The organism is Streptomyces sp. NPDC104307, assembly GCF_055584045.1.
In genome coordinates this window covers 233,402-255,265 of record NZ_JBVJMU010000008.1, presented here as the reverse complement: position 1 = coordinate 255,265, position 21,864 = coordinate 233,402, and the positions used below count along the sequence as shown (strand labels likewise).

The window sequence follows — 21,864 nt, the reverse complement described above, 5'->3', positions numbered from 1 at the left end:
GGTGATCCGTGGTGCTCGGTACTGCGTTTCACTTTTCAGAACGCTGTTCTGTAGAGCAGAACAGTGCCTGGATATTACGTCCGCCTCTGGGACCGGTCAACCCCCTTCCAGCCACCCAAGGCCCTGATTTCCGGGTTTTCTTGACTAGCGCGTACGCCGCAGGACCCCGTAGGCACTAGGCTGTTCTGCTATGACGAACAGTGCTGCCCCTGAGGAACCGAAATACTGGGTCAAGAGCGTGGCCAGGGCAGCCGACATCCTCGAAGCTCTCGCCGCTCCCTCCCAGGGGAACGGTCTGAGCGTCACCGAGGTCGGCCAGGTCTGCTCCATCTCCAAGAGCGCCGCGTTCGGCATGCTCCAGACCCTGCGCGCCTACGGCCTGGTCTCGGACGACGGCGAGGGCATGAACCGCCGCTACCGGCTCGGCATGAGCCTGGCCAGGCTCGGTGACCGTGCCAGGTCCCAGGTCTCGCTGCGCGGGGTCGCCCACCCCGTCCTGCGCGAGCTCAGCCGCACCACCGGCATGGCCTCCAGGCTCGCCGTCCCCGAGGACGGCCACGCGGTCGTGGTGGACCAGGTCGAGCTCGACCAGCGCGTCCGGCTCGATCTGCGGATGGGCCAGCGCGAGCTGCCGCACTGCACGGGCCTGGGCAAGGCGCTGCTCTCCGCCGTGCCGCAGGGCGAGGCCGCCTCGATCGTCGAGCGGTTCGGGCTGCCCCGGCGCACGTCCCGCACGATCACCGACCCGGCGACCTTCCTGTCCCACCTCCGCGACATCGCCAGGGTCGGCTACGCCCTGGACGACGAGGAGGACGCCGAGGGCATCATCTGCATCGGCGCACCGGTCTTCGACGACCGTTCGGTGTGCGCCGGGGCCGTCTCCATCACCGGTCTGAAGACCGGGCTGCCGGCCTGGCGGTACCAGGAGCTGGGCGGCCAGGTACGGGACTCGGCGCGCCGGATCAGCGTCTCGCTGGGCTGGGCCGAAGAGCCGGAGGACGGCGTTTCGGACACCGCGATGCCGCATTCCGACGAAATCGGGTCTTGACCGATCGGCATAACCCGCCGTAGGTTCCCTGCCAACCCCGGTGACGCTCACCCGTCACCGCCGATTTACCCCTCCCGGTCCGATTCCGACGCCTGCCCAACGCGTCGTGAACATCCGACGGCCGGACCCTTTTCAGCCATCCGCCTCATGGCAGTCCACCGCAGGAACGCTCCCTCACTTGTCGCACTTCTTGGAAGGCGAAGTCCGCATGAGCGTTCCGCACCACTCCACCTCTGCCTCGTCCCGTCGCAATGTGCTGCGGGCTTCGGGTCTGGCCGGTCTGGTCATGGCCGGTTCCGCCGTGGCCGCCGGGTCCGCGCAGGCCGCACCCGCCCACACCGGTGACGTACTGAACCTGGATACGGTCGCCGCACTGCGCGCCCTGAACACCAAGCCGTTCGCCGACGGCACCCAGATCCTGCTGGCCGGCTACCGGACCCCCGGCGACGGCGGCGCGATGGCCCTGCGCTGGGACAGGAAGTCCACCGCCGCCCACAACGGCGGCACCGTCATCGCCCCCACCCACGCGAAGACCGGACGCTGGCACCAGCTCCACACCGGAACGCTCGACTTCCGCACCTTCGGCCACTTCGACGCCAAGACCCCCGCCGACGCCGCACTCGACGCCATGGTCAACGACCCGGCCGTCCACCGCATCGAGGCCCACACGGACCTCCTGTTCACCAAACGCCACCTCTTCGACCGCTCGAACATCGAACTCGACTTCGGCGGCCACCACATCCACACCACAGACATCGAGAAGAACACCCACGACAACCCCTTCGGCGCCGTCCTCTCCTTCCGCGGCACCGTCACCGACACCACCGTCAAGCACACACTGAGCGCGGCGATGCCGGATCTCTCGGACCTCTTCGAGGTCGGTGACGCGTCGAAGTTCGCGGTCGGCCAGTGGTGGGCCGTGGAGATCAACGCCCTGTCCGGGCAGTACGAGAAGGAGATCCAGCGGCTCGTCCAGGTCACCGGTGTCGTCGACGCGACGCACATCCGGGTCAACTACCAGATCGGCTGGGACCTGGCCGCCGGACGCACCCTGAGCTGGACCCGGATCGAACCCGTCGACCGCGCACACGTGCGCAACATGGTCTTCGAGGGCTGGGGCGAGGACGAGATGACCGGCTCGCACCCGGTCGCCTACGAGTACGCGGTGCGCTGCGACGTCTCCGGCATCGAGGCCATCGGCACGTTCTGGCCGGTGGTGATGCGCCGCTGGTGCACGTACTACCGCACCGAACAGTGCTCGCTGACCAACCCGAAGTCCGTCACCTACGGCGGCGCGGGCTACCTCACCCAGCAGATCTACTGCCTGTACGGGCACGTGGAGGACTGCCACACCTCCAACGCCCGCCACCTCAACGACTTCACGGCCTCGGCCTACTGCTACGTCACCAACTGCCACGGCGACGGTGACGACGAGGGCCCGTTCGTGACGCACGGCCAGTTCGAGCACGACCTCACGTACACCGGCAACTCCGGGCTGATGACCTTCGCCAACTCGGGCACGGCCTGGGGTGGCCGGGCCAAGCGGATCACCGTGCGCCGGCACGCCTGCTCCTGGTTCGTGGCCCGCGTCAAGATCACCGACCTGACGCTCGAAGACGTCCTGGTCATCGGCAAGAAGTCGCTGGACGGCTCCGGAATGCTCTGGGTCAACGCGGACGGCGTGCAGATGCGGGGCTGTACGGCGACGGGCCCGCTGATCGTCTCCCGGGCCTCAGAGCTGTCCGCCCGCCCCAACGTGATCGCTGACTCGTCCTTCGCCTTCGCGGCGGGCGCGGAGATCACCCAGGCAGGCGTCACCGCGCCGCTCACCCTCCAGCGCACCACCTTGAAGGGCGTCGACGGCGCACTGTTCAACGGCACCGGGCCGCTCGTCCTGGACCAGTGCACGCTGACCGGCTCCAAGGACACCGCCCCCGTCTCGCTCGCTCACACCGACATCACGGTCCTGGGCGGCGAACTCCGCGACACCGGCCTCAAGCTGACCTCCGCCAAGGACCAGCGCCTCCGCATCGACGGCACCCGGCTCTCCGGCACCAACAAGGACGGCGCCCTCCTGGCCCGTACCGGACCGGACCGTACCGTCGACTGGCAGCTCGGGGGCCTCGACTCGACCGCGCCAGAGGGCACCGCCCATGTGCTGCTCACCGAGGGCACCAACCGCTACCGGGCCACCGGCTCCACCTTCACCGGTGGCCGGCTCGAACTGCGGCCCGCGGCGTTCGGCGGCTCCAGCCATCTGCTGCACACCGGCTGCGTCGAGGACGGCACCGAGCGCACCGCGCTCCCGGACGAGGGCAACCGCGTCGCCCACACCTCGGCCACGCTGCGCTTCTGACCATCTGGGCCCCCGCGGCCCATCGAACACCAGGGATTCCCCGTGCCCACGCATACCCCGATCACCGGCCGGCCCGTACGCGTCGCACTCGTCGGCGCCGGCAACCGCGGTCTGACGTACGCCGAGTGGATCAAGGCGCACCCGGAGCGCGCCGAACTCGTCGCCGTCGCCGATCCGCGCCCCGCGGCGCGGGCGGCCGCCGGCGCGCCGGTCGAGTTCGACGACTGGCGGCCGCTCGTGGAGAACCGCGTTGCGGACGCCGTCATCGTCGCCACCCAGGACCGCTTCCATGTGGAGCCGGTGCTGGCCCTGGCCGGGGCCGGTTACGCGATCCTCGCGGAGAAGCCGCTCGCCCCGACGGAGGAGGAGACCCGGCGGATCGTCGAGGGGGTGGAGCGGGCCGGGGTGCTGTTCGCGGTGTGCCACGTCATGCGGTACACCCCGTACACCGACCTGGTGAAGGAGGTCGTGGACTCCGGGGTGCTCGGTCAGCTCGTCTCGCTCGACCATCTGGAGCCGGTCGGCTGGTGGCACTACGCCCACAGCTACGTACGCGGTCCGTGGCGCAGCGAGAAGGACTCCTCCCCGATGCTGCTGGCCAAGTCCTGCCACGACCTGGACTGGATCACGTACGTCATGGGCGGCCGGATCGAGCAGGTCACCGGCTTCGGCGGGCTGAAGCACTTCCGGCCCGAGAACGCCCCGGCCGGGTCCGCGGAGCGCTGCCTCGACTGTGCGGTCGAGGCGGACTGCCCGTACAGCGCGCTGAAGCTGTACATGCCGACGCTGCGCGAGAAGGGCGCGGTCTGGCCGGTCACCCATGTCACGGAGGCGACCGACGAGGCCGGTCTCGTGCAGGCCCTGCGCGAGGGCCCGTACGGGGTCTGCGCGTACCGGAGCGACAACGACGTGGTGGACCACCAGGTCCTCGCCATGCAGTTGACGGACGGGGTGACCGCGACCTTCCAGATGGTCGCGTTCACCGAGCAGACCCACCGCCAGACCCGGATCTTCGGCTCGCACGGCTGGCTCACCGGTGACGGTGAGCGGGTCACGGTGCAGGACTTCCGGACCGGCGAGTCCACCGTCCACGAACTCGGCGCGTCCGGTTCGAACGCGGCCGACGGGCACGGCGGCGGGGACGCCGCACTCGTCGAGGCGTTCGTCACCGCCGTCGCCACCGGCGAGCCGGGGGCCGTCCGCTCCGGCCCCGCCACCTCGCTCGGCAGCCACCTCGCGGCGTTCGCCGCCGAACGCGCCCGGCACACCGGCACCGTCCAGACGGTCCCGGCGCAGTGACTTCCCCTCTTCCCGCCCTCAGGTTCCCGGAGGACCACCTCATGTCCCGTCTCCTCACCCGCCGTTCCAGAGTCCGCGCCCTCGCCGCGCCCGTCCTGGCCACCGCGCTCGCCGCCGGAGTGCTGGCCGGCTGTTCCGGCAGCGGCGACGACGGCAACACCGTGACCATGTGGACCTACCCGGTCATCTTCGACGAGGCCAAGAACAAGGCGTACTGGGACGGCCTGGTCAAGGCGTTCGAGAAGAAGCACGAAGGCGTCAAGGTGAAGGTGGAGACCTTCCCCTGGGCCAACCGCGACACCGCCCTGGCCACCGCGATCGCCTCCGGCAAGGGCCCCGACGCGGTCTACCTGATCCCGGACCAGCTGCCGAAGTACACCAAGAGCATCATCCCGGCCGGTGACTACATGCCGGCCTCCGCCAAGTCGGACTACACGGACTTCGCGCTGAAGTCCGTCACCGTGGACGGCAAGCCGCTCGCCACCCCGATCCTGACCAGCGCCAACCCGCTGATCTGCGACAAGCGGGTGTTCGACGCGATCGGTGAGAAGAGCTACCCGTCGAGCTGGGCCGACCTGGAGGCGCTGGCCCCGAAGCTGAAGAAGAAGGGCTACTACGCCACCAGCTACAGCGGTGACACCCAGCAGACCCTGAACATGACCTTCTACCCGCTGCTCTGGCAGGCCGGCGGCGACGTCTTCTCCGAGGACGGCAAGAACGTGACGTTCAACGACGCGGCCGGTGTGAAGGCGCTGACGTACCTGAAGAAGCTGGTCGAGGGCGGCTACACCGACAAGGACCTGGTCACGACCACGCCCAAGCTGGAGCAGACCCCGACCGCCAAGGGGAAGGTGGCCTGCACCTGGCAGAACACCCCGGCGGACGTCGAGCCGTTCTGGGGCAAGGAGAACATCGTCGTCCAGCCGCCGCTGAAGGACACCGCGTCGGTCGGTTACGGCACCGTCGGCGCGCTGGCGATGCTGAAGGGCGCCGACAAGAAGAACACCGGCGACTGGCTGAACTTCGTGGCGGAGTCGAAGAACTCGGCCGGACTCCAGAAGGCCGCAGGCTACTTCCCGGCCCGCAAGTCCGGTGGCGATCTGTACCCGGACGACAAGCTCCAGACCGCCGTCGGTGCCACGCTGCCGAGCATGGACGTGGGCCCGCTCCAGGACAAGGCGCGTGAGGTCCAGGGCGTGCTCGCCCCGGAGATCCAGGCCGCGCTGCTCGGCAAGAAGAGCCCGCAGGACGCGCTGGACACCGCTCAGAAGGCCGCGCAGGCGATGCTCGGCCGCTGATCGACGGTCGCGGGGGCCGGTCTCCGGCCCCCGCGATCCCACCGGGTGTGACACCCCCAAAACCCCCCGCAATTCCCCCGTACCGCAAGGAGATCCCCGTGGCAGTCGTCGCGGAACCCACCCGCCGGGGCCGTCGCAGCGGGCCGCAGGCGCGCCGCGAGGCCCGGATCGGCCTGCTCTTCGTCCTCCCGTGTTTCCTGCTGTTCCTCGCCTTCCGGTTCGGACCGGGCGTCGCCGGTGTGCTGATGAGCTTCACCGACTACTCGCTCACCGGCGGCGGCAGCTTCATCGGGCTCGACAACTTCACCCGCCTCTGGGCCGATCCGCTGTTCTGGCAGGCCCTCAAGGTCACCGTCCTGTACACCGTGATCGCCGTACCGGGGACGCTCGCCGCCTCTGTGTGCCTGGCGCTGATCACCCGCCGCGCGTTCCGCGGCGCCAAGTTCTTCCGTTCGGTGTTCTTCCTGCCGGTCGTCACCTCACTGGTGCTGGCCGCCACCGTCTTCGTCTGGATCTTCTCGACCGGCGGCCCGTGGTCCACCCTGATGGGCTGGTTCGGGCTGTCCGAGGGCTCCTGGCTCTCCGACGACGTGCTGGTGCTGCCCGCGCTCGCGATCGTCGGCATCTGGTCCCGCTTCGGCTACGGGATGCTCATCCTGCTCGCCCGGATGCAGGACATCCCCCGCGAGCTGGAGGAGGCCGCGCTCACCGACGGGGCGGGGCCCTGGCAGCGGTTCCGGTACATCGTGCTGCCGCAGCTCAAGCCGGCCCTGTTCTTCCTCGCCGTGATCGAGACGACGGCCTCGTTCCAGGTGTTCGACGCCGTCTACACCATGACGGGCGGCGGACCCGCCAACGCCAGTTACACGCTCGTCTTCCAGCTCTACGACGCGGGCTTCAAGTACTTCGACCTGGGTTACGCCTCCGCCATCGGTGTCGCGCTCTTCGTGCTGACCGTGGTCGTCGCGGTGATCCAGCGGCTCGTGATCGGGAAGGACCAGTGACCATGACAACGGCACCCGAAGAGACGAAGGCACCGGCCGTCCGCAAGGCGGCCCCGGTCCTCCCCGACCGGGCCGCGCGCCGGGCGGAACGCAGGCTGCGCAAGCTCTCCGAGCAGGACACCGTCCCGTACGGCATGCGCCCGACCAGGGCCGGCCGGATCGCGCGCGGCGTGCTGCTGACGGTGGCCGCGCTCGTGACCGTCTTCCCGTTCTACGCGATGGTCGTGCTCTCGCTGAAGCCGTCCGCGGCGGTCGACTTCCCCGGCAGTCTGCTGCCCTGGCCGCTGACCGGCGAGGCGTACGACACCGTCATGGGCGCCCAGGACGTGCCGCGCTGGCTGCTGAACACGCTGATGTACTCGGTCGTCTCGGTCGTCGGCGTGCTGCTGCTCGCCTCGCTCGCCGGATACGCGTTCGCCAAGAAGCGCTTCCCGGGCCGGGAGGCCATGTTCTGGTCGTTCCTGTCGATGGTGATGGTCCCGTACCACGTCACGATGATCCCGACGTTCGCGATGATCGCGAAGCTCGGCGGCGTCGACACGTACTGGGGACTGATCGTGCCGACCCTGGCCAACGCCCAGGCGGTGTTCCTGATGCGGCAGTTCATCCAGGGGCTGCCCGACGAACTCTTCGAGGCGGCCCGGCTCGACGGGTGCAGCGAGTGGCAGATCTTCTACCGGATCGTGCTGCCGCTGCTCAAGCCAATCCTCGCCACGCTCGGTGTCTTCGTCTTCCTGTGGCACTGGAACGACTTCCTGTGGCCGCTGGTCATCGGCCAGTCCACCGACATGCGCACCCTCACCGTCGGCATCGCCTCGCTCCAGCAGCAGAACGTGCCGCTCAACGTGGTGCTGTCCGGCTCCGTCATCGCATTCGTGCCCATCTTCGCCGCGTACATGGTGGGCCAGCGCTACTTCACCGAGGGCGTCACCGCGTCCGGAATCAAGGGATAGCCAGGTATGTTCACCGATGAGGCCGCTCTCGAAGAGCGGCTCGCCACCCCCTCCCCCGCGCTCGTCGCCGACCTCGGCCGTCTCGAAGGCGATCTGCTGGTCCTCGGGGCGGGCGGCAAGATGGGCCCCAGCCTGTGCCGGCTGGCCCGCCGGGCGCTGGACGCCGCAGGCCGCACGGACGTGACCGTGTACGCGGTCTCCCGCTGGTCGGACCAGGCCGCCGCGGACGAGCTGGAGGCCGCCGGGGTCCGCACCGTCGCCTTCGACCTGATGGACCCGGCCGCCGATCTGGCCGAACTGCCCGAGGCCGGGAACGTCGTCTTCATGGTCGGCGCCAAGTTCGGCTCCGCCGGGGCGCCTTCGCTCGCCTGGGCGGTGAACGCCGCGATGCCGGACCGGGTGGCCCGCCGCTGGTCCGGAGCGCGGATCGCCGCGTTCTCCACCGGCAACGTGTATCCGCTGGTGCCGGTCTCCTCCGGCGGCTGCACCGAGACCGACCCGGTCGGCCCGGTCGGGGAGTACGCCATGTCGTGCCTCGGCCGGGAGCGGATCTTCGGCCATGCCGCGCTGACCCTCGGCACCAGAGTCGCCAACATCCGCCTCAACTACGCGGTCGACCTGCGCTACGGCGTCCTCGCCGACATCGCGTACCGGGTCCAGGCGGGCGAACCCGTCGATGTGACGACCGGTCACGCCAACGTCGTCTGGCAGGGGTACGCCAACGAGGTCGCGCTGCGCTCGCTGCCGCACGCCACCGACGGCGAGCCGTTCACCCTCAACCTCACGGGCCCGGAGACCGCTTCGGTGCGCCGCATCGCGCAGTGGTTCGGTGAGGAGTTCGGCCGTGAGCCGGTCCTCGCCGGGGCCGAGGCGCCCACCGCGCTGCTCTCCGACGCGAGCCGCTGCCACGCCCTCTTCGGCTACCCGGACGTGACGCTGCGCACCCTCGTCGAGTGGCAGGCCGACTGGCTGCGGCGCAGGCTCCCGCTGTCCGGCAAGCCCACCAAGTTCCAGGTACGCGACGGAAGGTTCTGATCCACTCCATGTCCGCTTCCCCCCGCCCGTCCACCCACGCTTCCCCCCGCCCGTCCACCCCCGCGCTGGATCTGCTCGCCCGGGGTGCGGCGATACCCGCCCATCCGCTGGCGCTGCACGCGGACGGCACGTTCGACGAACCCCGCCAGCGCGCGCTGACCCGCTACTACCTGGCGTCCGGGGCGGGCGGCGCCGCCGTCGCCGTACACACCACGCAGTTCGAGATCCGCGAGCCCGGCGTCGGTCTCCTGCGGCCCGTCCTTGAGCTCGCGGCCGAGACGATCGACGCCGAGGCCGGCCGCCCCTTCGTCAAGGTCGCCGGGGCCTGCGGCTACACCGCGCAGGCCGTCTCCGAGGCCACCACCGCGGCCGAACTCGGCTACGACGCGGTGCTGCTCTCCCCGGCCGTGCCCGGCGCCGACGAGAAGGGGCTGCTGGAGCGGGCGCGAGCGGTCGGCGAAGTGCTGCCGGTGATCGGGTTCTACCTCCAGGAGGCGGTCGGCGGAAGGTACTTGTCGCCCGGCTTCTGGTCCGCGTTCACCGACCTGCCGAACACCGCCGCCGTCAAGATCGCACCCTTCGACCGGTACCGCACGGCCGACGTCGTACGGGCGGTGTCCGCCGCCGACCGGGCGGGCGAGGTGGCGCTGTACACCGGCAACGACGACGACATCATCGGTGACCTGCTCACCCCGTACGGCGCGGCGGACGGGCCTCGGCGCTGGTTCGCGGGCGGGCTGCTCGGCCAGTGGGCGGTGTGGACGAGCTCCGCGGTCGCCCTCCTCGACGACGTCCGGCTGGCCCGCGCCGGGGACCACGAAGCGATGGTCCGCTGCCTGGCCCGGCGCACCGAGCTGACCGACGCCAACAGCGCGGTCTTCGACGTACGCAACGCGTTCCGCGGCTGCATCGCAGGAGTGCACGAAGTGCTGCTCCGCCAGGGCCTGTTGGCGAACATCCGCTGTCTGGACCCGGCCGAGACGCTCTCCCCCGGACAGGCCCAGGAGATCACCCGGGTGGCCTCGGCCTACCCTTGGCTGACCGATGACGCCTTCGTTGCGGAGCACCTCGATGCCTGGCTCTCCTGAATCCGCCGACCGCTCCTCCCGGGTGGTCGTCGCCGTACCCCCGCACCTGCGCGAGCAGTTCTTCACCGCGGAGGTGTGGCGGGAGCTGGAGCGGGCCGCCGCACTGACCGTCCTGGACGACCACAGCGACCGGGAAGCGCTCGAAGCGGCGCTGCCCGGCGCACGCGCGCTGATCCTTTCCTGGCGGGCGCCCAAGGTGGACGCCCAGCTCCTCGCCCACGCGGACCGGCTGGAGCTGGTGGCGCACACCGGCTCCGCGGTCGCGCCCTACGTCACGGAGGAGGTGTTCCGGCGGGGCATCCTGGTCACCCAGGCCGGCGACGAGATGGCCCGCCCGGTCGCCGAGGTGGCCCTCGCCTTCACCCTCTCGCTGCTCCACCGCATCCAGCGCTTCGACCACGCCCTGCGCGGCGGGCAGGACTGGGCGGCGGCGAGCACGGCACCGCCGCGCCACGAGATCCACGGCAGCGACATCGGGGTGATCGGCGCCTCCCGCACCGGACGGGCCTACATCCGGATGGTGCGGGCGATGGGCGCACGGGTCAGCGTCACGGACCCGTTCCTCTCCGAGGCCGACGCGGAGGCGCTCGGGGTGAAGTCCGTACCGCTGGAGACGCTGCTCTCCGGCAGCCGGATCGTGGCCGTGCACGCACCGGTCACCGAGGAGACCCACCGGATGATCGGCGCCGAACAGCTGGCGCTGATGCCGGACGGGGCGGGCCTGGTGAACACCGCCCGGTCGTGGCTGGTCGACGAGGACGCGCTGCTGGCCGAACTGACCACCGGCCGCCTCGACGCGGCGATCGACGTCTACGACGCCGAGCCGCTGCCCGTCGGCCACCCCTTCCGCGCCCTGCCGAACGTGCTGCTCACCCCGCACCAGGCGGCCGGCAGCGTCGAGTGCCGGCAGCGTCTTGGCACCAGCGCCGTCAACGAGGTGCTGCGGCTGCTCGCCGGGCGCCCGCCGGTCCACGCCGTCACCGCGGAGGCGCTGGTCCGCCTCCGCTGACCGCCACCCCTCACCACACCTTTCAGGAGATCCACCCTTCATGCGACTGATGCGCATAGGCGAGCCGGGCCACGAGCGCCCGGTCGTCGTCTGCCCCGAGGGCCGTCACTACGACCTGTCGGGCATCACCGACGACATCGACGGCGCGTTCCTCGCCGCGCTGGCCGACAACCCGCACCTGATCCCCGCAGAGCCGAAGCTCCCGGAGACCGACATCACCGGGCAGCGGATCGGCGCCCCGGTGGCCCGGCCCTCCGCGCTCCTGTGCATCGGACAGAACTACGCGGCCCACGCGGCGGAGTCCGGTGCCGAGCCGCCCGAGCAGCCGATCCTGTTCTACAAGTCCCCGAACACGGTCGTCGGCCCGTACGACGACGTGCTCATCCCGCGCGGCTCGAAGAAGACCGACTGGGAGGTGGAGCTGGCCGTCGTCATCGGCCGCCGCGCCTCCTACCTGGACTCCCCCGCCGACGCGGCCGCGCACATCGCGGGCTACGCGGTCAGCAACGACGTCTCGGAGCGCGCCTTCCAGCTGGAGGAGTCGGGCGGCCAGTGGTCCAAGGGCAAGAGCTGCGCCACGTTCAACCCGCTGGGCCCGGTCCTGGTGACGGCCGACGAGCTCGTTGACCCGCAGCGGCTCCGGCTCACCAGCCACGTCAACGGGGAGCCCCGGCAGGATTCCTCCACCGCGGACATGATCTTCAGCGTGGCGCACCTGGTGCACCACCTGTCGCAGTACCTGGTGCTGGAGCCCGGAGACATCATCAACACGGGTACGCCGCAGGGCGTGGCGCTGTCCGGCCGCTTCCCCTACCTGGGCCCGGACGATGTGATGGAGGTCGAGATCTCCGGCCTGGGCCGGCAGCGCAGCGTCTGCCGGCCCGCGTAACCGGCCTCAGTCCTCCGGGAGTTCGACCGGGGCGAGCTCGTCGAAAAGGTCGCCGGGGCCGGGGTTGGCCGCGTCGGTCGCGCCGCCGAACTGGGTCATCACTCCCCAGACGGCGTTCAGCGCGGTCTGCACGGCCCCCTCGGCCCAGCCGGCCGTCCAGGAGATGTCGTCGCCCGCCAGGAACAGGCCCCGCTTGTCGGCGGGCAGCCGGTCCTGCATGAAGTGGGTGAACAGCCGCCGCTGGTAGCGGTAGTGGCCGGGCAGATTGGCCTTGAACGCGCCCATGAAGTACGGCTCGTTCTCCCAGGACACCGTCACCGGGTTACCGGTGATGTGCTTCCTGATGTCGACGCCCGGGTAGATCTCGCCGAGAGACTTCAGCATGACGTCCATGCGCTCGGTCGCGGAGAGCGGCAGCCACTTCAGGCTGTCGTCGCACCAGGTGTACGAGAGACAGATGCTGGCGGGCTTGTCCGGGCCGTCGTCGAGGAGGTACGTGCCGCGCGTCATCCGGTCGGTCAGCGTCATCGACATGGTGTCGCGACCGGTGGTCTCGTCCTTGTCCAGCCAGAACGGCCGGTCGACGGGGACGAACAGCTTGGACGACTCCATGTAGTGGGTGCGCTCCATCGCCGTCCAGTGGTCGATCGGGAAGAGCGCGTCGTCGCAGGCGATCTTGGAGAGCAGCAGCCAGGACTGCCCGGTGAAGACGGCCGCCCGGAAGGTGCGGATGTCGCCGGAGGCGTCGGTGACGGTGATGCGGTTCCCGGCGGTGCGGTTCAGCCGGGTCACCGCGGGGCGCGGCTCGCCGTCGTGCAGCGAGGCCAGCGAGGTGCCGAGCGGCCAGTGGATGATCTTCTGCGGTTCACGTTCCCACAGGCGCAGCGGAAGCTGCTGGCTGCCGCCGACGATGGAGCGGTGGTGGTCGTCCGCCTCGGTGTAGACGACGCGCAGGATCTCCAGGATGGAGTTGGGGAAGTCGGTGTCCCAGCCGCCGGTGCCGAAGCCGACCTGGCCGAAGATCTCGCGGTGCCGGAAGGACTTGAAGGCCTCGGAGTCGCAGAGGAAGCCGTAGAAGGTCTGGTTGTCGAGCTTCTCGACGAGCCGGGCCCAGATCTCGCGGATGCGCGACACGTCGCGCTCGCGCATCGCCCGGTTCATGTCGGAGAAGTCGGCGCCCTCCTCCAGGCAGCTGTTCCAGGCGTCCATCACGTCCCGGTAGATCTGCGGGAGGTCGTCGATCGTGCGGGCGTAGTGCGAGGCGCCCTTCAGGTCGACGACGGTCGAGGGGGTGGCCGGGGAGAGCGGGTTGGGGAACGGCTTGGTCTCCAGTGCGACCAGGTCGATGTAGTGCTGGAGCGCGGTGGAGGACGGCGGGAAGCGCATGGCGCCCATCTCGGCGGTGAGCGGCTCGCCGTCCACCGTGCAGCCGTCGAACTCGACCGTGCGCAGCCGGCCGCCGATCCGGTCGGCCTCGTACAGGACGGGCCGCAGCCCCATCTTCATCAGCTCGTAGGCGGTGATGATTCCGGAGAGCCCGCCGCCGATGACGGCCACCTCCGCACCGTGCTCGGTCGCCGGTATCTGGCCGAGCCCTGCGGGGTGCGCGAGGAAGTCGTCGTACGCGTACGGGAAGTCCGGCCCGAACATGGTGATCGGCGGGGCCGCTTCCTCGGTGTGCTGGACGGCGGGGGGCACGGCGGTCATGAGGTACGGACTCCTTGCGGGGAAAGGCGAAGACGTGAGGGGGCGGGCGGGCTCAGACGAGGGAGCCGTACAGGCCGGGGCGGCGGTCGCGCAGATACGGGTTGGCGGCCCGGGAGGCGGCCAGCAGGGCCGGGTCCACGTCCGCGAGTACGAGTTCCTCACCGCGCCCCGCACGGGCACGGACCGTGCCGTCGGGGCCGGCCAGGCAGCTCAGCCCGACGAACTCGAACTCGCCTTCCGGGCCGGTCCGGTTGGCGTAGGCGATGTACAGCTGGCTCTCGAAGGCGCGGACCGGGACGAGGGACTCGGCGACGAACGAGAAGGGGTGCATCAGCGCGGTCGGGACCAGCAGGAGGTCGGTGCCGGCCAGGGCGTGCGCCCGTACGCTCTCCGGGAACTCGACGTCGTAGCAGGTCAGCAGGCCGATCCGGACGCCGTCCAGCTCGGCCTGGACGACCGGCTGCTCACCGGGGGTGAACCAGTGCTGCTCGAAGCCCCCGAAGAGATGGGTCTTGCGGTAGTTCGCGAGCGCGGTGCCGTCCGGGCCGATGAGCTGGGCGGCGTTGTACAGGGTGTCGCCGTCACGCTCCGGGTAGCCGTAGTGGACGGCGATCCGGCGCCGTGCCGCGATGCGGGCGACGGCCTGTGCGGCGGGGCCGTCGGCGGTCTCCGCCAGCCGGGGCACGTCGTCCCCGATCGCGTACCCGGTCAGGAACATCTCGGGGCAGACGAGCAGCCGGGCCCCGTCGGCGGCGGCGCGCCGGGCGGCGTCGTCGAGCACCTCGGTGTTCCGGGCCACCGAGCCGGGAGTTCCGGAGCTCTGGAGCAGGGCGGTACGCAACGGCGGCATGGCTGACCTCGGACGATACGGGCAGGGCGGGGACGTTGAAACGGTACGTTCCGCCCGACACCCCGAACAAGCAGCGACCGTTGCGCACCAACAACCGATCCGTTGCGCCAATCAGGCGGGACGCGAAGATTCATTGCGCCAACCCAGCCCGTGCGGCCGTTCTCAGCCCGCCCGGCGTTTGAGGACGGAACCGTCGCCGGAGGACCCGGCCCATCCCATGTACGCCGCCCCGCAGGGACCCGCTATCCCGGCGACCCCGACGAATACCGCCGCAACAGCGGCGAAAGCACGAGCACGGACTTCGTCCGTTCCACGTACGGCTCGCCCGCGATCCGCTCAAGCACCTGCTCAAAATGGCGCATGTCCGCCGCGAAGACCTGGACGAGCGCGTCCGCGTCACCGGTGACCGTGGACGCGGAGGCGACCTCGGGATACCGGGCGAGCCCCCGCTTGATCGAGTCCGGGGACGTATTGCGGCTGCAGTAGATCTCGATGAACCCCTCGGTCTCCCAGCCGAGCGCCGCGGGGTCCACCCGCACGGTGAACCCGGTGATCGCGCCCTCGGCGCGCAGCCGGTCCACCCGGCGCTTCACGGCGGGCGCGGACAGGCCGATGATGGAGCCGATGTCGGCGTAGGAGCGGCGGGCGTCTTCGGCGAGGGCGTGGACGATGCGTTCGTCGAGGTCGTTCAGTCGCACGTCGTACGGGTCACTTCTCTGCGATGGCGTGGCCGGGTGACGGGCCACGGTCAGGTCGTGTTCGGGGGCGGCGGTGCCGCCCCCGAAGTAGACCACGGGCGCGCCCCTCGGGCGCGCTCACCGCAGGTGGAGCGGGGTCAGAACGGGAACTGGGAGCGCCCGTGCTGCACGGAGATCCACTTCAGCGTGGTGAAGGCGTCGAGCATCGAGTCGCCGTTCAGCCGCCCGAGTCCGGAGTTCTTCTCGCCGCCGAAGGGGACGATCGGCTCGTCGTGGACGGTGCCGTCGTTGATGTGGATCATGCCGGTGCGGATGCGCTGCCCGACCCGGACGCCGCGCTCGATGTTGCCGGTGTGCACCGCGCCGCTCAGCCCGTACGGGGAGTCGTTGGCGATCCGGACGGCCTCGTCCTCGCCGTCGAACGGTACGAGGAGCGCGACGGGGCCGAAGATCTCCTGCGAGAGCACCGGGGAGTCGGCGGCCAGGCCGGTCAGTACGGAGGGGCTGACGAGGTTGCCGACGGCCTGCCCGTGCAGCAGTGCGGTCGCACCGGCCGCCACGGTCTGGTCGACGAGGGCGGTGATCGCCTCGGCCTGGGTGGAGTTGATCAGCGGGCCGATCTGGGTGGCCGGGTCGGCCGGGTCGCCGACGCGCAGCGAGGCGACCTTGGCCACGAACTTCTCGGTGAACTCCCGCTCCACCGAGCGGTCGACGAGAATCCGGTTGGCGGCCATGCAGACCTGGCCCTGGTGCACGTAGCGGCTGAACACCGCGGCGTCGACCGCGTAGTCCACATCGGCGTCGTCGAGGACGATGAGCGCGCTGTTGCCGCCGAGTTCGAGCACGGAACGCTTGAGGTTGGCGGCACACACGGTCGCGACGTGCCGCCCGACCTTGTCCGAGCCGGTGAAGGAGATGACCTGCGGAACCGGGTGCTCCAGCAGCGCGTCACCGATCTCCGCGATATCGGTGACCACCACGTTGAGGAGTCCGGCGGGCAGCCCGGCGTCCTCGAACACCTTGGCCACCAGGGTGCCGCCGCAGATCGGCGTGTTCTGGTGCGGCTTGAGGACCACGGCGTTGCCGAGTGCCAGGGCGGGGGCGACCGACTTCAGCGACAGCAGGAAGGGGAAGTTGAACGGGCTGATGACACCGACGACTCCGGCGGGCACCCGGTAGACCCGGTTCTCCTTGCCCTCGGTCGGTGAGGGCAGTATCTGTCCGGTGGACCGCAGCGCGAGCTGGATCGACTCGCGCAGGAACTCCTTGGCCAGGTGCAGCTCGAAGGCGGCCTTGAGGCGGGTGCCGCCCAGCTCCGCGACGATCGCGTCACCGATCTCGGCCTCACGGTCCTCGACGATCCGCAGCGCCTTCTCCAGTACGGCCCGCCGGGCGTAGGCGTTGGTGTCGGCCCACGCCTGCTGAGCCGTCTCGGCCGCCCGGTAGGCCTGGTCCACCTCGTCGGCCGTGGCGACCGTGATCGAGGCGAGCTTCTCCCCGTCGAAGGGGTTGAAGTCGATGATGTCCCACGAGCCCTTGCCCGGCCTCCACTCACCGTCGATGTACTGATGGGCCAGGTCGGTGAAGAAGGACATGAGATCCCTTACCGCAGAGAGGCGGGCAGCTGATTGGGGTTCATGTTACTTAATTTTCAACTGAGTTGGAAAGCGCGAAGGCCCTCCCGGGCACCGGGATCCGGACACCGCGGCGACCCCCGCGAACCCCCTTCGCAAGCCCGTGAGCTCCCCGGACGCACCGGTGCCCCCTCCGGCACGAACGGCCGGAAGGGGCACGGATGGTGGGTGGTGGACCGGGTCAGCTCCAGCTGGAGTGCAGCGGCTTGCCCTCCGCGTATCCGGAGGCGCTCTGCACTCCGACGACGGCCTTCTCCGCGAACTCCGCGAGGGAGCCGGCACCGGCGTACGTGCAGGAGGAGCGGACGCCCGCGATGATCGAGTCGACCAGGTCCTCGACGCCGGGACGGGTCGGGTCCAGGAACATCCGCGAGGTGGAGATGCCCTCCTCGAAGAGCGCCTTGCGGGCCCGGTCGTACGCCGACTCGTCGGAGGTCCGGTTCTTCACGGCGCGCGCGGACGCCATCCCGAAGGACTCCTTGTAGAAGCGGCCGTCGGCGGACTGCTGGAGGTCACCGGGCGACTCGTACGTCCCGGCGAACCAGGAACCGATCATGACGTTGGACGCGCCCGCGGCGAGCGCCATGGCGACATCGCGAGGGTGGCGGACGCCACCGTCCGCCCAGACGTGCTTGCCGTACTTCTTCGCCTCCGCCGCGCACTCCAGGACGGCGGAGAACTGCGGCCGGCCCACTCCGGTCATCATCCGGGTGGTGCACATGGCGCCGGGTCCGACACCGACCTTGATGACGTCGGCGCCGGCCTCGATGAGGTCGCGCACACCCTCGGCGGCGACGATGTTGCCCGCGACGATCGGCACCTGCGGGTCCAGCGCCCGCACCGCGCGGACCGCGTTGATCATGGACTCCTGGTGGCCGTGCGCGGTGTCGACGACCAGGGTGTCGGCTCCGGCGTCGAGGAGCTGCTTGGCCTTGCCCGCCACGTCGCCGTTGATCCCGACGGCGGCAGCGATCCGCAGCCTGCCGTTCGCGTCGGTGGCGGGGGTGTAGAGAGTGGCGCGCAGTGCGGCCTTCCGGGTGAGTATGCCGACGAGACGGCCCTCGGCGTCGACCGCGGGGGCGAGCTTGCGGTTGGCGCCGTCGAGCTTGTTGAAGGCGTCGCGCGGGTCGATGTCCGCGTCGAGCAGCACCAGGTCCCTGGACATGACCTCGGAGAGCTGGGTGAAGCGGTCGACGCCGGTCAGGTCGTGGTCGGTGACCACGCCGACGGGCCGCCGGTCGCTGTCGACGACGACACCGGCGCCGTGGGCGCGCTTGGGCAGCAGGGACAGGGCGTCGGCGACGGTCTGGCCGGGGGCCAGCTCGATGGGGGTGTCGAGCACGAGGTGGCGCGTCTTGACCCAGCTGATGACCTCGGTGACGACCTCGATCGGGATGTCCTGCGGGATGACGACGAGACCACCGCGACGGGCGATCGTCTCGGCCATCCGGCGGCCCGCGATGGCTGTCATGTTCGCGACGACGAGCGGGATGGTGGTGCCGGTGCCGTCGGGCGAGGACAGGTCCACGCCCTGGCGGGATCCGACCGCCGACCTGCCCGGGACCATGAAGACGTCGTCGTACGTGAGGTCGTACGGGACCGAGGGGGACTCTGTGTATCGACCGGTGCCGGGCTCAAGAAAACGCATAACACTCATTTTTTCATACGAAATGGCGCAGGTCGTTTCCACGAAGACACAACAAACAACTCCCGCCTTCGTATGTTCCTCCGAGGAACACGGCCGGGAGTCCCGGGCAAGTGGAACCTGCCTTACCCACAGACCCTACCCTCACCGCTTCCGGATCATTGGGGATCATCATCCCTGGACCTGGCGACAAGGGGTCAGGTAGCTTCAAATCCGCAGGTCCGGCGGGTCAGCCAGACACCCCGGAGGAACAGGCGGAATGCTCACAACTTCCGTCGCAGGCACGACCGGAGAGGATCACGACCCGCCCGTGGAGAGCGAACTGCCGGACATCTACTGCCCGTTCCCCCAGCGCACGAACCCGCACGTCGGGCACGTACGGGAGCACCTCGACAGCTGGACCCGCAACACCGGCCTGGTGCACCGGGATTCAGCCAGGGACCGCTTCGAGCAGGCCGACTTCGGGGCCTTCGTCGGCATGGTCTACCCGACCGCCGACAGCGACAAGCTGGACCTCGTCGCCGACTGGTTCGTCTGGCTGTTCCTCGTCGACGACCAGCTGGACGACGGACACCTCGGCCGCAGCCCGGACCGGGTGCGCCGCGTGGTGGAAGTGATGCGTTCCGTGGTCGAGGGCGGCGCGAGGCCTGCGGACGAGGGGCTGCCGGCCGCCGTCGTCGCCCTCGTCGACCTGTGGGAACGCACGGTGCCGGCCGCCGCACCGCAGTGGCGGCGACGGTTCACGTATCACCTGATGACGTACCTCACGACCGCCACCACCTGGGAGGCGGGGAACCGGGCCGACGGGGTGGTCCCGGCCGAGGCGACGTACATCGAGAAGCGCCGGCACACCGGGGCGATACATGTCTGCATGGACCTGATCGAGATCGTGGCCGGCATCGAGGCGCCCGAGTCGATCCACAACGATCCCCGGTTCATCACCGCCCTTGAGGCCTCGTGCAACGTCGTGTGCTGGGCCAATGACGTGTACTCGTACGAGAAAGAGCAGGTGCTGGGCGAGATCCACAATCTCGTCCACCTGGTCCGGCACCACCGGGGGTACGGCAAGCAGGAGTCGCTCGACCACGTCTGCGCGGAGATCGCCACCGAGACCGAGCGCTTCCTCACCGCGGAGGCCGAGCTGCTCGCCGCGTACCCGCAGCTCGACTGGATGCTGGAGCCGTATCTGGACGGCATGCGGAGCTGGATGCGCGGCAACCTCGACTGGTCCCGGCAGACACCGCGCTACAACCCGGCCGACGTCAGCCAGTACAAGGAGCCGGAGCAGTATCTGGAGGCGACGGTCCTGGGCGTCCCGCAGGACTGATCCCCTGGCGCGAAGGCAAGGGGGCGTGGGCGGTGCTACCGCCCACGCCCCCTTCCGTTCACTCCCCGTCCGGGTCGCGCCGCTCCAGCGCCGGCCGGCGCGGCGCGGCCGAGTCGGTCAGCAGGTAGTCGGCCGCCGCCGTGTCCGTCACCAGGCTGGTGACCAGCCCGGACCGCAGCACCGCGCCGATCGCCGCGGCCTTGCGCTGGCCGCCCGCGATCGCCACCACCTCGGGGATCCGGCGCAGTCGGTCCGCCTCGACCGTGATGCAGCGCTCACCGAGATCCCGGCCGACCCGCCGGCCCTCCGAGTCGAAGAGGTGCGCCGACATCTCGGCGGCGACGCCGAGCGAGGCGTAGTGCTCGCGCTCCTCGTCGGACAGCATGTCGTGGACCGTCGAGATGCCGGGCTCCCAGGAGCCGATGGACACCGCCGCGACCGTCACCTTGTCGAAGTACTCGAAGGCGCGGGCGATCCCCGTCTGGTGGCGCAGCGCGGCGGCCGTGGCCGGGTCGGGCAGCAGCATCGGCGCGTAGATCGGGTGGGCCTCGCCGCCGGAGACCTGGGCGGCCCGCCGGACCGCCTCGACCGAGCCGCGCTCGGCGGTGCCCGCGTCGTACACCCCGGTGAGCTGCACGACCGTGCACGGCGGGAGCCGGTCCAGGGCGGCGGCCATGTGGATGGTGGACCGGCCCCAGGCCAGCCCGAGCACATCGCCCTCGTTCACCAGTTCGCCGAGCAGATCGGCCGCGACCTCGCCCAGGTTCTCCGGATCGGCGGCGTCGTCCTGCTCCTCCGCGGGGGACTCGACCACGACCGCGTGGCGCAGCCCGTAACGCGCGCGGAGCGCGTCGGAGCGCTCGGCGTCCAGCTCTGCGGGGACCCGGATCTCGATCCGTACGAGGTCACGCTCCAGCGCCGTCTCCAGGACCCTGGCCACCTTGAAGCGGCTGACGCCGAACTCCTCCGCGATCTGGATCTTGGATTTGCCCTCAAGGTAGAAGCGGCGGGCCATGGCCGCCGCCTGCACCAGCTCCGCGGGCCCCATCCGCAGGGCGGACCGGCCCGCCGACATTGCAGACACCGCGTTCTCCTCACTGCTGTTCACGCTCTCGATACGCCGTTCATCCTGTCAGATACGGCGATCCTTGATCGGTCCCGTCGGACCGCGTTCATCTGCCCTTGGCCGGGACGACCGGCAATCGGGGGCCGGAGCGGCTGCCCGCTCCGTCGCCCCCGTCAGTGGCCGCACGCCCACGGCGCGGAGGCGGTGGCCCCGTCGGCCTTCGCGCGCAGCGCCCGCACCGCCTCTGCCGGGTCCTTGGCGCCGTACACGGCGGAGCCCGCGACGAAGACGTCGGCCCCGGCGTCCGCACACCGCTCGATGGTGGACTCGGAGACCCCGCCGTCGACCTGGAGCCACAGTTCGAGGCCGTGCCGGGAGATCAGCTCACGGGTGCGGCGGATCTTCGGCAGCATGATGTCCAGGAAGGACTGCCCCCCGAAGCCCGGCTCCACCGTCATGATCAGCAGCATGTCCAGCTCGGGGAGCAGGTCCTCATACGGTTCAATGGGCGTCGCCGGCCTGAGCGCCATGGAGGCGCGGGCACCCTTGGCCCGGATCTCCCGTGCCAGCCGTACGGGGGCTGCCGCCGCCTCCACGTGGAAGGTGACGGAACCCGCGCCCGCCTCGACGTACTGAGGGGCCCAGCGGTCCGCGTCCTCGATCATCAGATGGCAGTCCAGCGGGGTGTCCGTGGCCCTGCTGAGCGATTCCACGATCGGCACACCGAGGGTCAGATTGGGCACGAAGTGGTTGTCCATGACGTCGACATGGAGCCAGTCGGCGCCTTCGACTGCCTGCGCCTCCTCGGCGAGGCGTGCGAAGTCGGCGGAGAGAATGCTGGGGTTGATCTGGGCCATGGGCCAAGCCTGCCATGTTCTGCGGCACTTCCCCGCTTCGGTGCGCTCCAAAGCCTCACGGGATCATTACGGTTCGCACATTCCCGGCCTTTCACCCCCGG

Annotated in this window: 18 protein-coding genes; 11 read left to right on the top strand and 7 right to left on the bottom strand. The window is 70.2% G+C overall.

Annotated features, from left to right (window positions below):
- Positions 1-190: 190 nt before the first annotated feature.
- From ACZ601_RS22265 to ACZ601_RS22220, 10 genes are all read left to right on the top strand, one after another.
- Positions 191-1,048, top strand: coding sequence for an IclR family transcriptional regulator (locus ACZ601_RS22265; RefSeq protein WP_440577834.1), 858 nt, complete (start codon positions 191-193; stop codon positions 1,046-1,048).
- Between the two features lie 208 nt (positions 1,049-1,256).
- Positions 1,257-3,404 carry a peptidase C14 gene (locus tag ACZ601_RS22260; protein ID WP_469540510.1) on the top strand — a complete coding sequence of 716 codons (2,148 nt, stop codon included), beginning with the start codon at positions 1,257-1,259 and terminating at the stop codon, positions 3,402-3,404.
- A 42-nt stretch (positions 3,405-3,446) separates the two neighbouring features.
- Entirely contained in the window at positions 3,447-4,703 is a 1,257-nt protein-coding gene (locus ACZ601_RS22255; protein WP_469540507.1) for a Gfo/Idh/MocA family protein, read from the top strand.
- Positions 4,704-4,744: 41 nt separating this feature from the next.
- Positions 4,745-6,001 carry an ABC transporter substrate-binding protein gene (locus ACZ601_RS22250; protein ID WP_469540504.1) on the top strand — a complete coding sequence of 419 codons (1,257 nt, stop codon included), beginning with the start codon at positions 4,745-4,747 and terminating at the stop codon, positions 5,999-6,001.
- A gap of 98 nt (positions 6,002-6,099) precedes the next feature.
- A complete protein-coding gene (locus tag ACZ601_RS22245; RefSeq protein WP_073739466.1) occupies positions 6,100-7,005 on the top strand; it encodes a carbohydrate ABC transporter permease in 906 nt (301 codons plus the stop codon).
- 2 nt (positions 7,006-7,007) lie between these two features.
- Positions 7,008-7,958 carry a carbohydrate ABC transporter permease gene (locus ACZ601_RS22240; RefSeq protein ID WP_469540500.1) on the top strand — a complete coding sequence of 317 codons (951 nt, stop codon included), beginning with the start codon at positions 7,008-7,010 and terminating at the stop codon, positions 7,956-7,958.
- A 6-nt stretch (positions 7,959-7,964) separates the two neighbouring features.
- Entirely contained in the window at positions 7,965-8,993 is a 1,029-nt protein-coding gene (locus tag ACZ601_RS22235) for an NAD-dependent epimerase/dehydratase family protein (RefSeq protein ID WP_469540497.1), read from the top strand.
- Between the two features lie 8 nt (positions 8,994-9,001).
- Positions 9,002-10,081, top strand: a complete 1,080-nt coding sequence (locus ACZ601_RS22230; RefSeq protein ID WP_469540495.1) for a dihydrodipicolinate synthase family protein — start codon at positions 9,002-9,004, stop codon at positions 10,079-10,081.
- The gene (locus tag ACZ601_RS22225; protein ID WP_469540492.1) at positions 10,065-11,090 is read left to right on the top strand and encodes a hydroxyacid dehydrogenase; all 1,026 of its coding nucleotides are present in this window, start codon (positions 10,065-10,067) and stop codon (positions 11,088-11,090) included. The genes ACZ601_RS22230 and ACZ601_RS22225 overlap by 17 nt, the downstream gene beginning before the upstream one ends.
- A gap of 40 nt (positions 11,091-11,130) precedes the next feature.
- Positions 11,131-11,979 (top strand): fumarylacetoacetate hydrolase family protein, encoded by an 849-nt coding sequence (locus tag ACZ601_RS22220; RefSeq protein WP_469540488.1) that lies wholly within the window; start codon positions 11,131-11,133, stop codon positions 11,977-11,979.
- A gap of 6 nt (positions 11,980-11,985) precedes the next feature.
- Here the strand turns inward: ACZ601_RS22220 and ACZ601_RS22215 are convergent, their stop codons facing one another.
- The 5 genes from ACZ601_RS22215 to ACZ601_RS22195 all read right to left on the bottom strand — a co-directional run bounded on the left by ACZ601_RS22215 (position 11,986) and on the right by ACZ601_RS22195 (position 18,516).
- Positions 11,986-13,686 carry a flavin monoamine oxidase family protein gene (locus tag ACZ601_RS22215; RefSeq protein WP_469540485.1) on the bottom strand — a complete coding sequence of 567 codons (1,701 nt, stop codon included), beginning with the start codon at positions 13,684-13,686 and terminating at the stop codon, positions 11,986-11,988.
- Positions 13,687-13,738: 52 nt separating this feature from the next.
- A complete protein-coding gene (locus ACZ601_RS22210) occupies positions 13,739-14,536 on the bottom strand; it encodes a carbon-nitrogen hydrolase family protein (RefSeq protein ID WP_469540482.1) in 798 nt (265 codons plus the stop codon).
- Positions 14,537-14,778: 242 nt separating this feature from the next.
- Positions 14,779-15,234 carry an Lrp/AsnC family transcriptional regulator gene (locus tag ACZ601_RS22205; protein ID WP_311307943.1) on the bottom strand — a complete coding sequence of 152 codons (456 nt, stop codon included), beginning with the start codon at positions 15,232-15,234 and terminating at the stop codon, positions 14,779-14,781.
- A gap of 137 nt (positions 15,235-15,371) precedes the next feature.
- Complete coding sequence (locus ACZ601_RS22200) at positions 15,372-16,829, bottom strand: aldehyde dehydrogenase family protein (RefSeq protein ID WP_440578705.1); 1,458 nt, start codon at positions 16,827-16,829, stop codon at positions 15,372-15,374.
- Between the two features lie 220 nt (positions 16,830-17,049).
- Positions 17,050-18,516: a GuaB1 family IMP dehydrogenase-related protein gene (locus ACZ601_RS22195; RefSeq protein ID WP_389213561.1), complete on the bottom strand. Its 1,467-nt coding sequence runs from the start codon at positions 18,514-18,516 to the stop codon at positions 17,050-17,052.
- A 307-nt stretch (positions 18,517-18,823) separates the two neighbouring features.
- On the opposite strand from ACZ601_RS22195, the gene ACZ601_RS22190 reads away from it, so the two are divergent.
- Positions 18,824-19,840 (top strand): terpene synthase family protein, encoded by a 1,017-nt coding sequence (locus ACZ601_RS22190; protein ID WP_469540674.1) that lies wholly within the window; start codon positions 18,824-18,826, stop codon positions 19,838-19,840.
- Between the two features lie 58 nt (positions 19,841-19,898).
- Here the strand turns inward: ACZ601_RS22190 and ACZ601_RS22185 are convergent, their stop codons facing one another.
- Positions 19,899-20,915: a sugar-binding transcriptional regulator gene (locus ACZ601_RS22185; protein ID WP_024488660.1), complete on the bottom strand. Its 1,017-nt coding sequence runs from the start codon at positions 20,913-20,915 to the stop codon at positions 19,899-19,901.
- A 164-nt stretch (positions 20,916-21,079) separates the two neighbouring features.
- Positions 21,080-21,763 (bottom strand): ribulose-phosphate 3-epimerase, encoded by a 684-nt coding sequence (rpe, locus tag ACZ601_RS22180; RefSeq protein ID WP_389213563.1) that lies wholly within the window; start codon positions 21,761-21,763, stop codon positions 21,080-21,082.
- Positions 21,764-21,864: the final 101 nt, after the last annotated feature.

Bases quoted from the DNA above. Each gene is read 5' to 3' on its own strand.
- ACZ601_RS22265 (WP_440577834.1), top strand. From the start codon at position 191: ATGACGAACAGTGCTGCCCCTGAGGAACCGAAATACTGGGTCAAGAGC.
- ACZ601_RS22260 (WP_469540510.1), top strand. From the start codon at position 1,257: ATGAGCGTTCCGCACCACTCCACCTCTGCCTCGTCCCGTCGCAATGTG.
- ACZ601_RS22250 (WP_469540504.1), top strand. From the start codon at position 4,745: ATGTCCCGTCTCCTCACCCGCCGTTCCAGAGTCCGCGCCCTCGCCGCG.
- ACZ601_RS22240 (WP_469540500.1), top strand. From the start codon at position 7,008: ATGACAACGGCACCCGAAGAGACGAAGGCACCGGCCGTCCGCAAGGCG.
- ACZ601_RS22235 (WP_469540497.1), top strand. From the start codon at position 7,965: ATGTTCACCGATGAGGCCGCTCTCGAAGAGCGGCTCGCCACCCCCTCC.
- ACZ601_RS22230 (WP_469540495.1), top strand. From the start codon at position 9,002: ATGTCCGCTTCCCCCCGCCCGTCCACCCACGCTTCCCCCCGCCCGTCC.
- ACZ601_RS22225 (WP_469540492.1), top strand. From the start codon at position 10,065: ATGCCTGGCTCTCCTGAATCCGCCGACCGCTCCTCCCGGGTGGTCGTC.
- ACZ601_RS22220 (WP_469540488.1), top strand. From the start codon at position 11,131: ATGCGACTGATGCGCATAGGCGAGCCGGGCCACGAGCGCCCGGTCGTC.
- ACZ601_RS22215 (WP_469540485.1), bottom strand. From the start codon at position 13,686: ATGACCGCCGTGCCCCCCGCCGTCCAGCACACCGAGGAAGCGGCCCCG.
- ACZ601_RS22210 (WP_469540482.1), bottom strand. From the start codon at position 14,536: ATGCCGCCGTTGCGTACCGCCCTGCTCCAGAGCTCCGGAACTCCCGGC.
- ACZ601_RS22200 (WP_440578705.1), bottom strand. From the start codon at position 16,829: ATGTCCTTCTTCACCGACCTGGCCCATCAGTACATCGACGGTGAGTGG.
- ACZ601_RS22195 (WP_389213561.1), bottom strand. From the start codon at position 18,516: ATGCGTTTTCTTGAGCCCGGCACCGGTCGATACACAGAGTCCCCCTCG.
- ACZ601_RS22185 (WP_024488660.1), bottom strand. From the start codon at position 20,915: ATGTCGGCGGGCCGGTCCGCCCTGCGGATGGGGCCCGCGGAGCTGGTG.
- rpe (WP_389213563.1), bottom strand. From the start codon at position 21,763: ATGGCCCAGATCAACCCCAGCATTCTCTCCGCCGACTTCGCACGCCTC.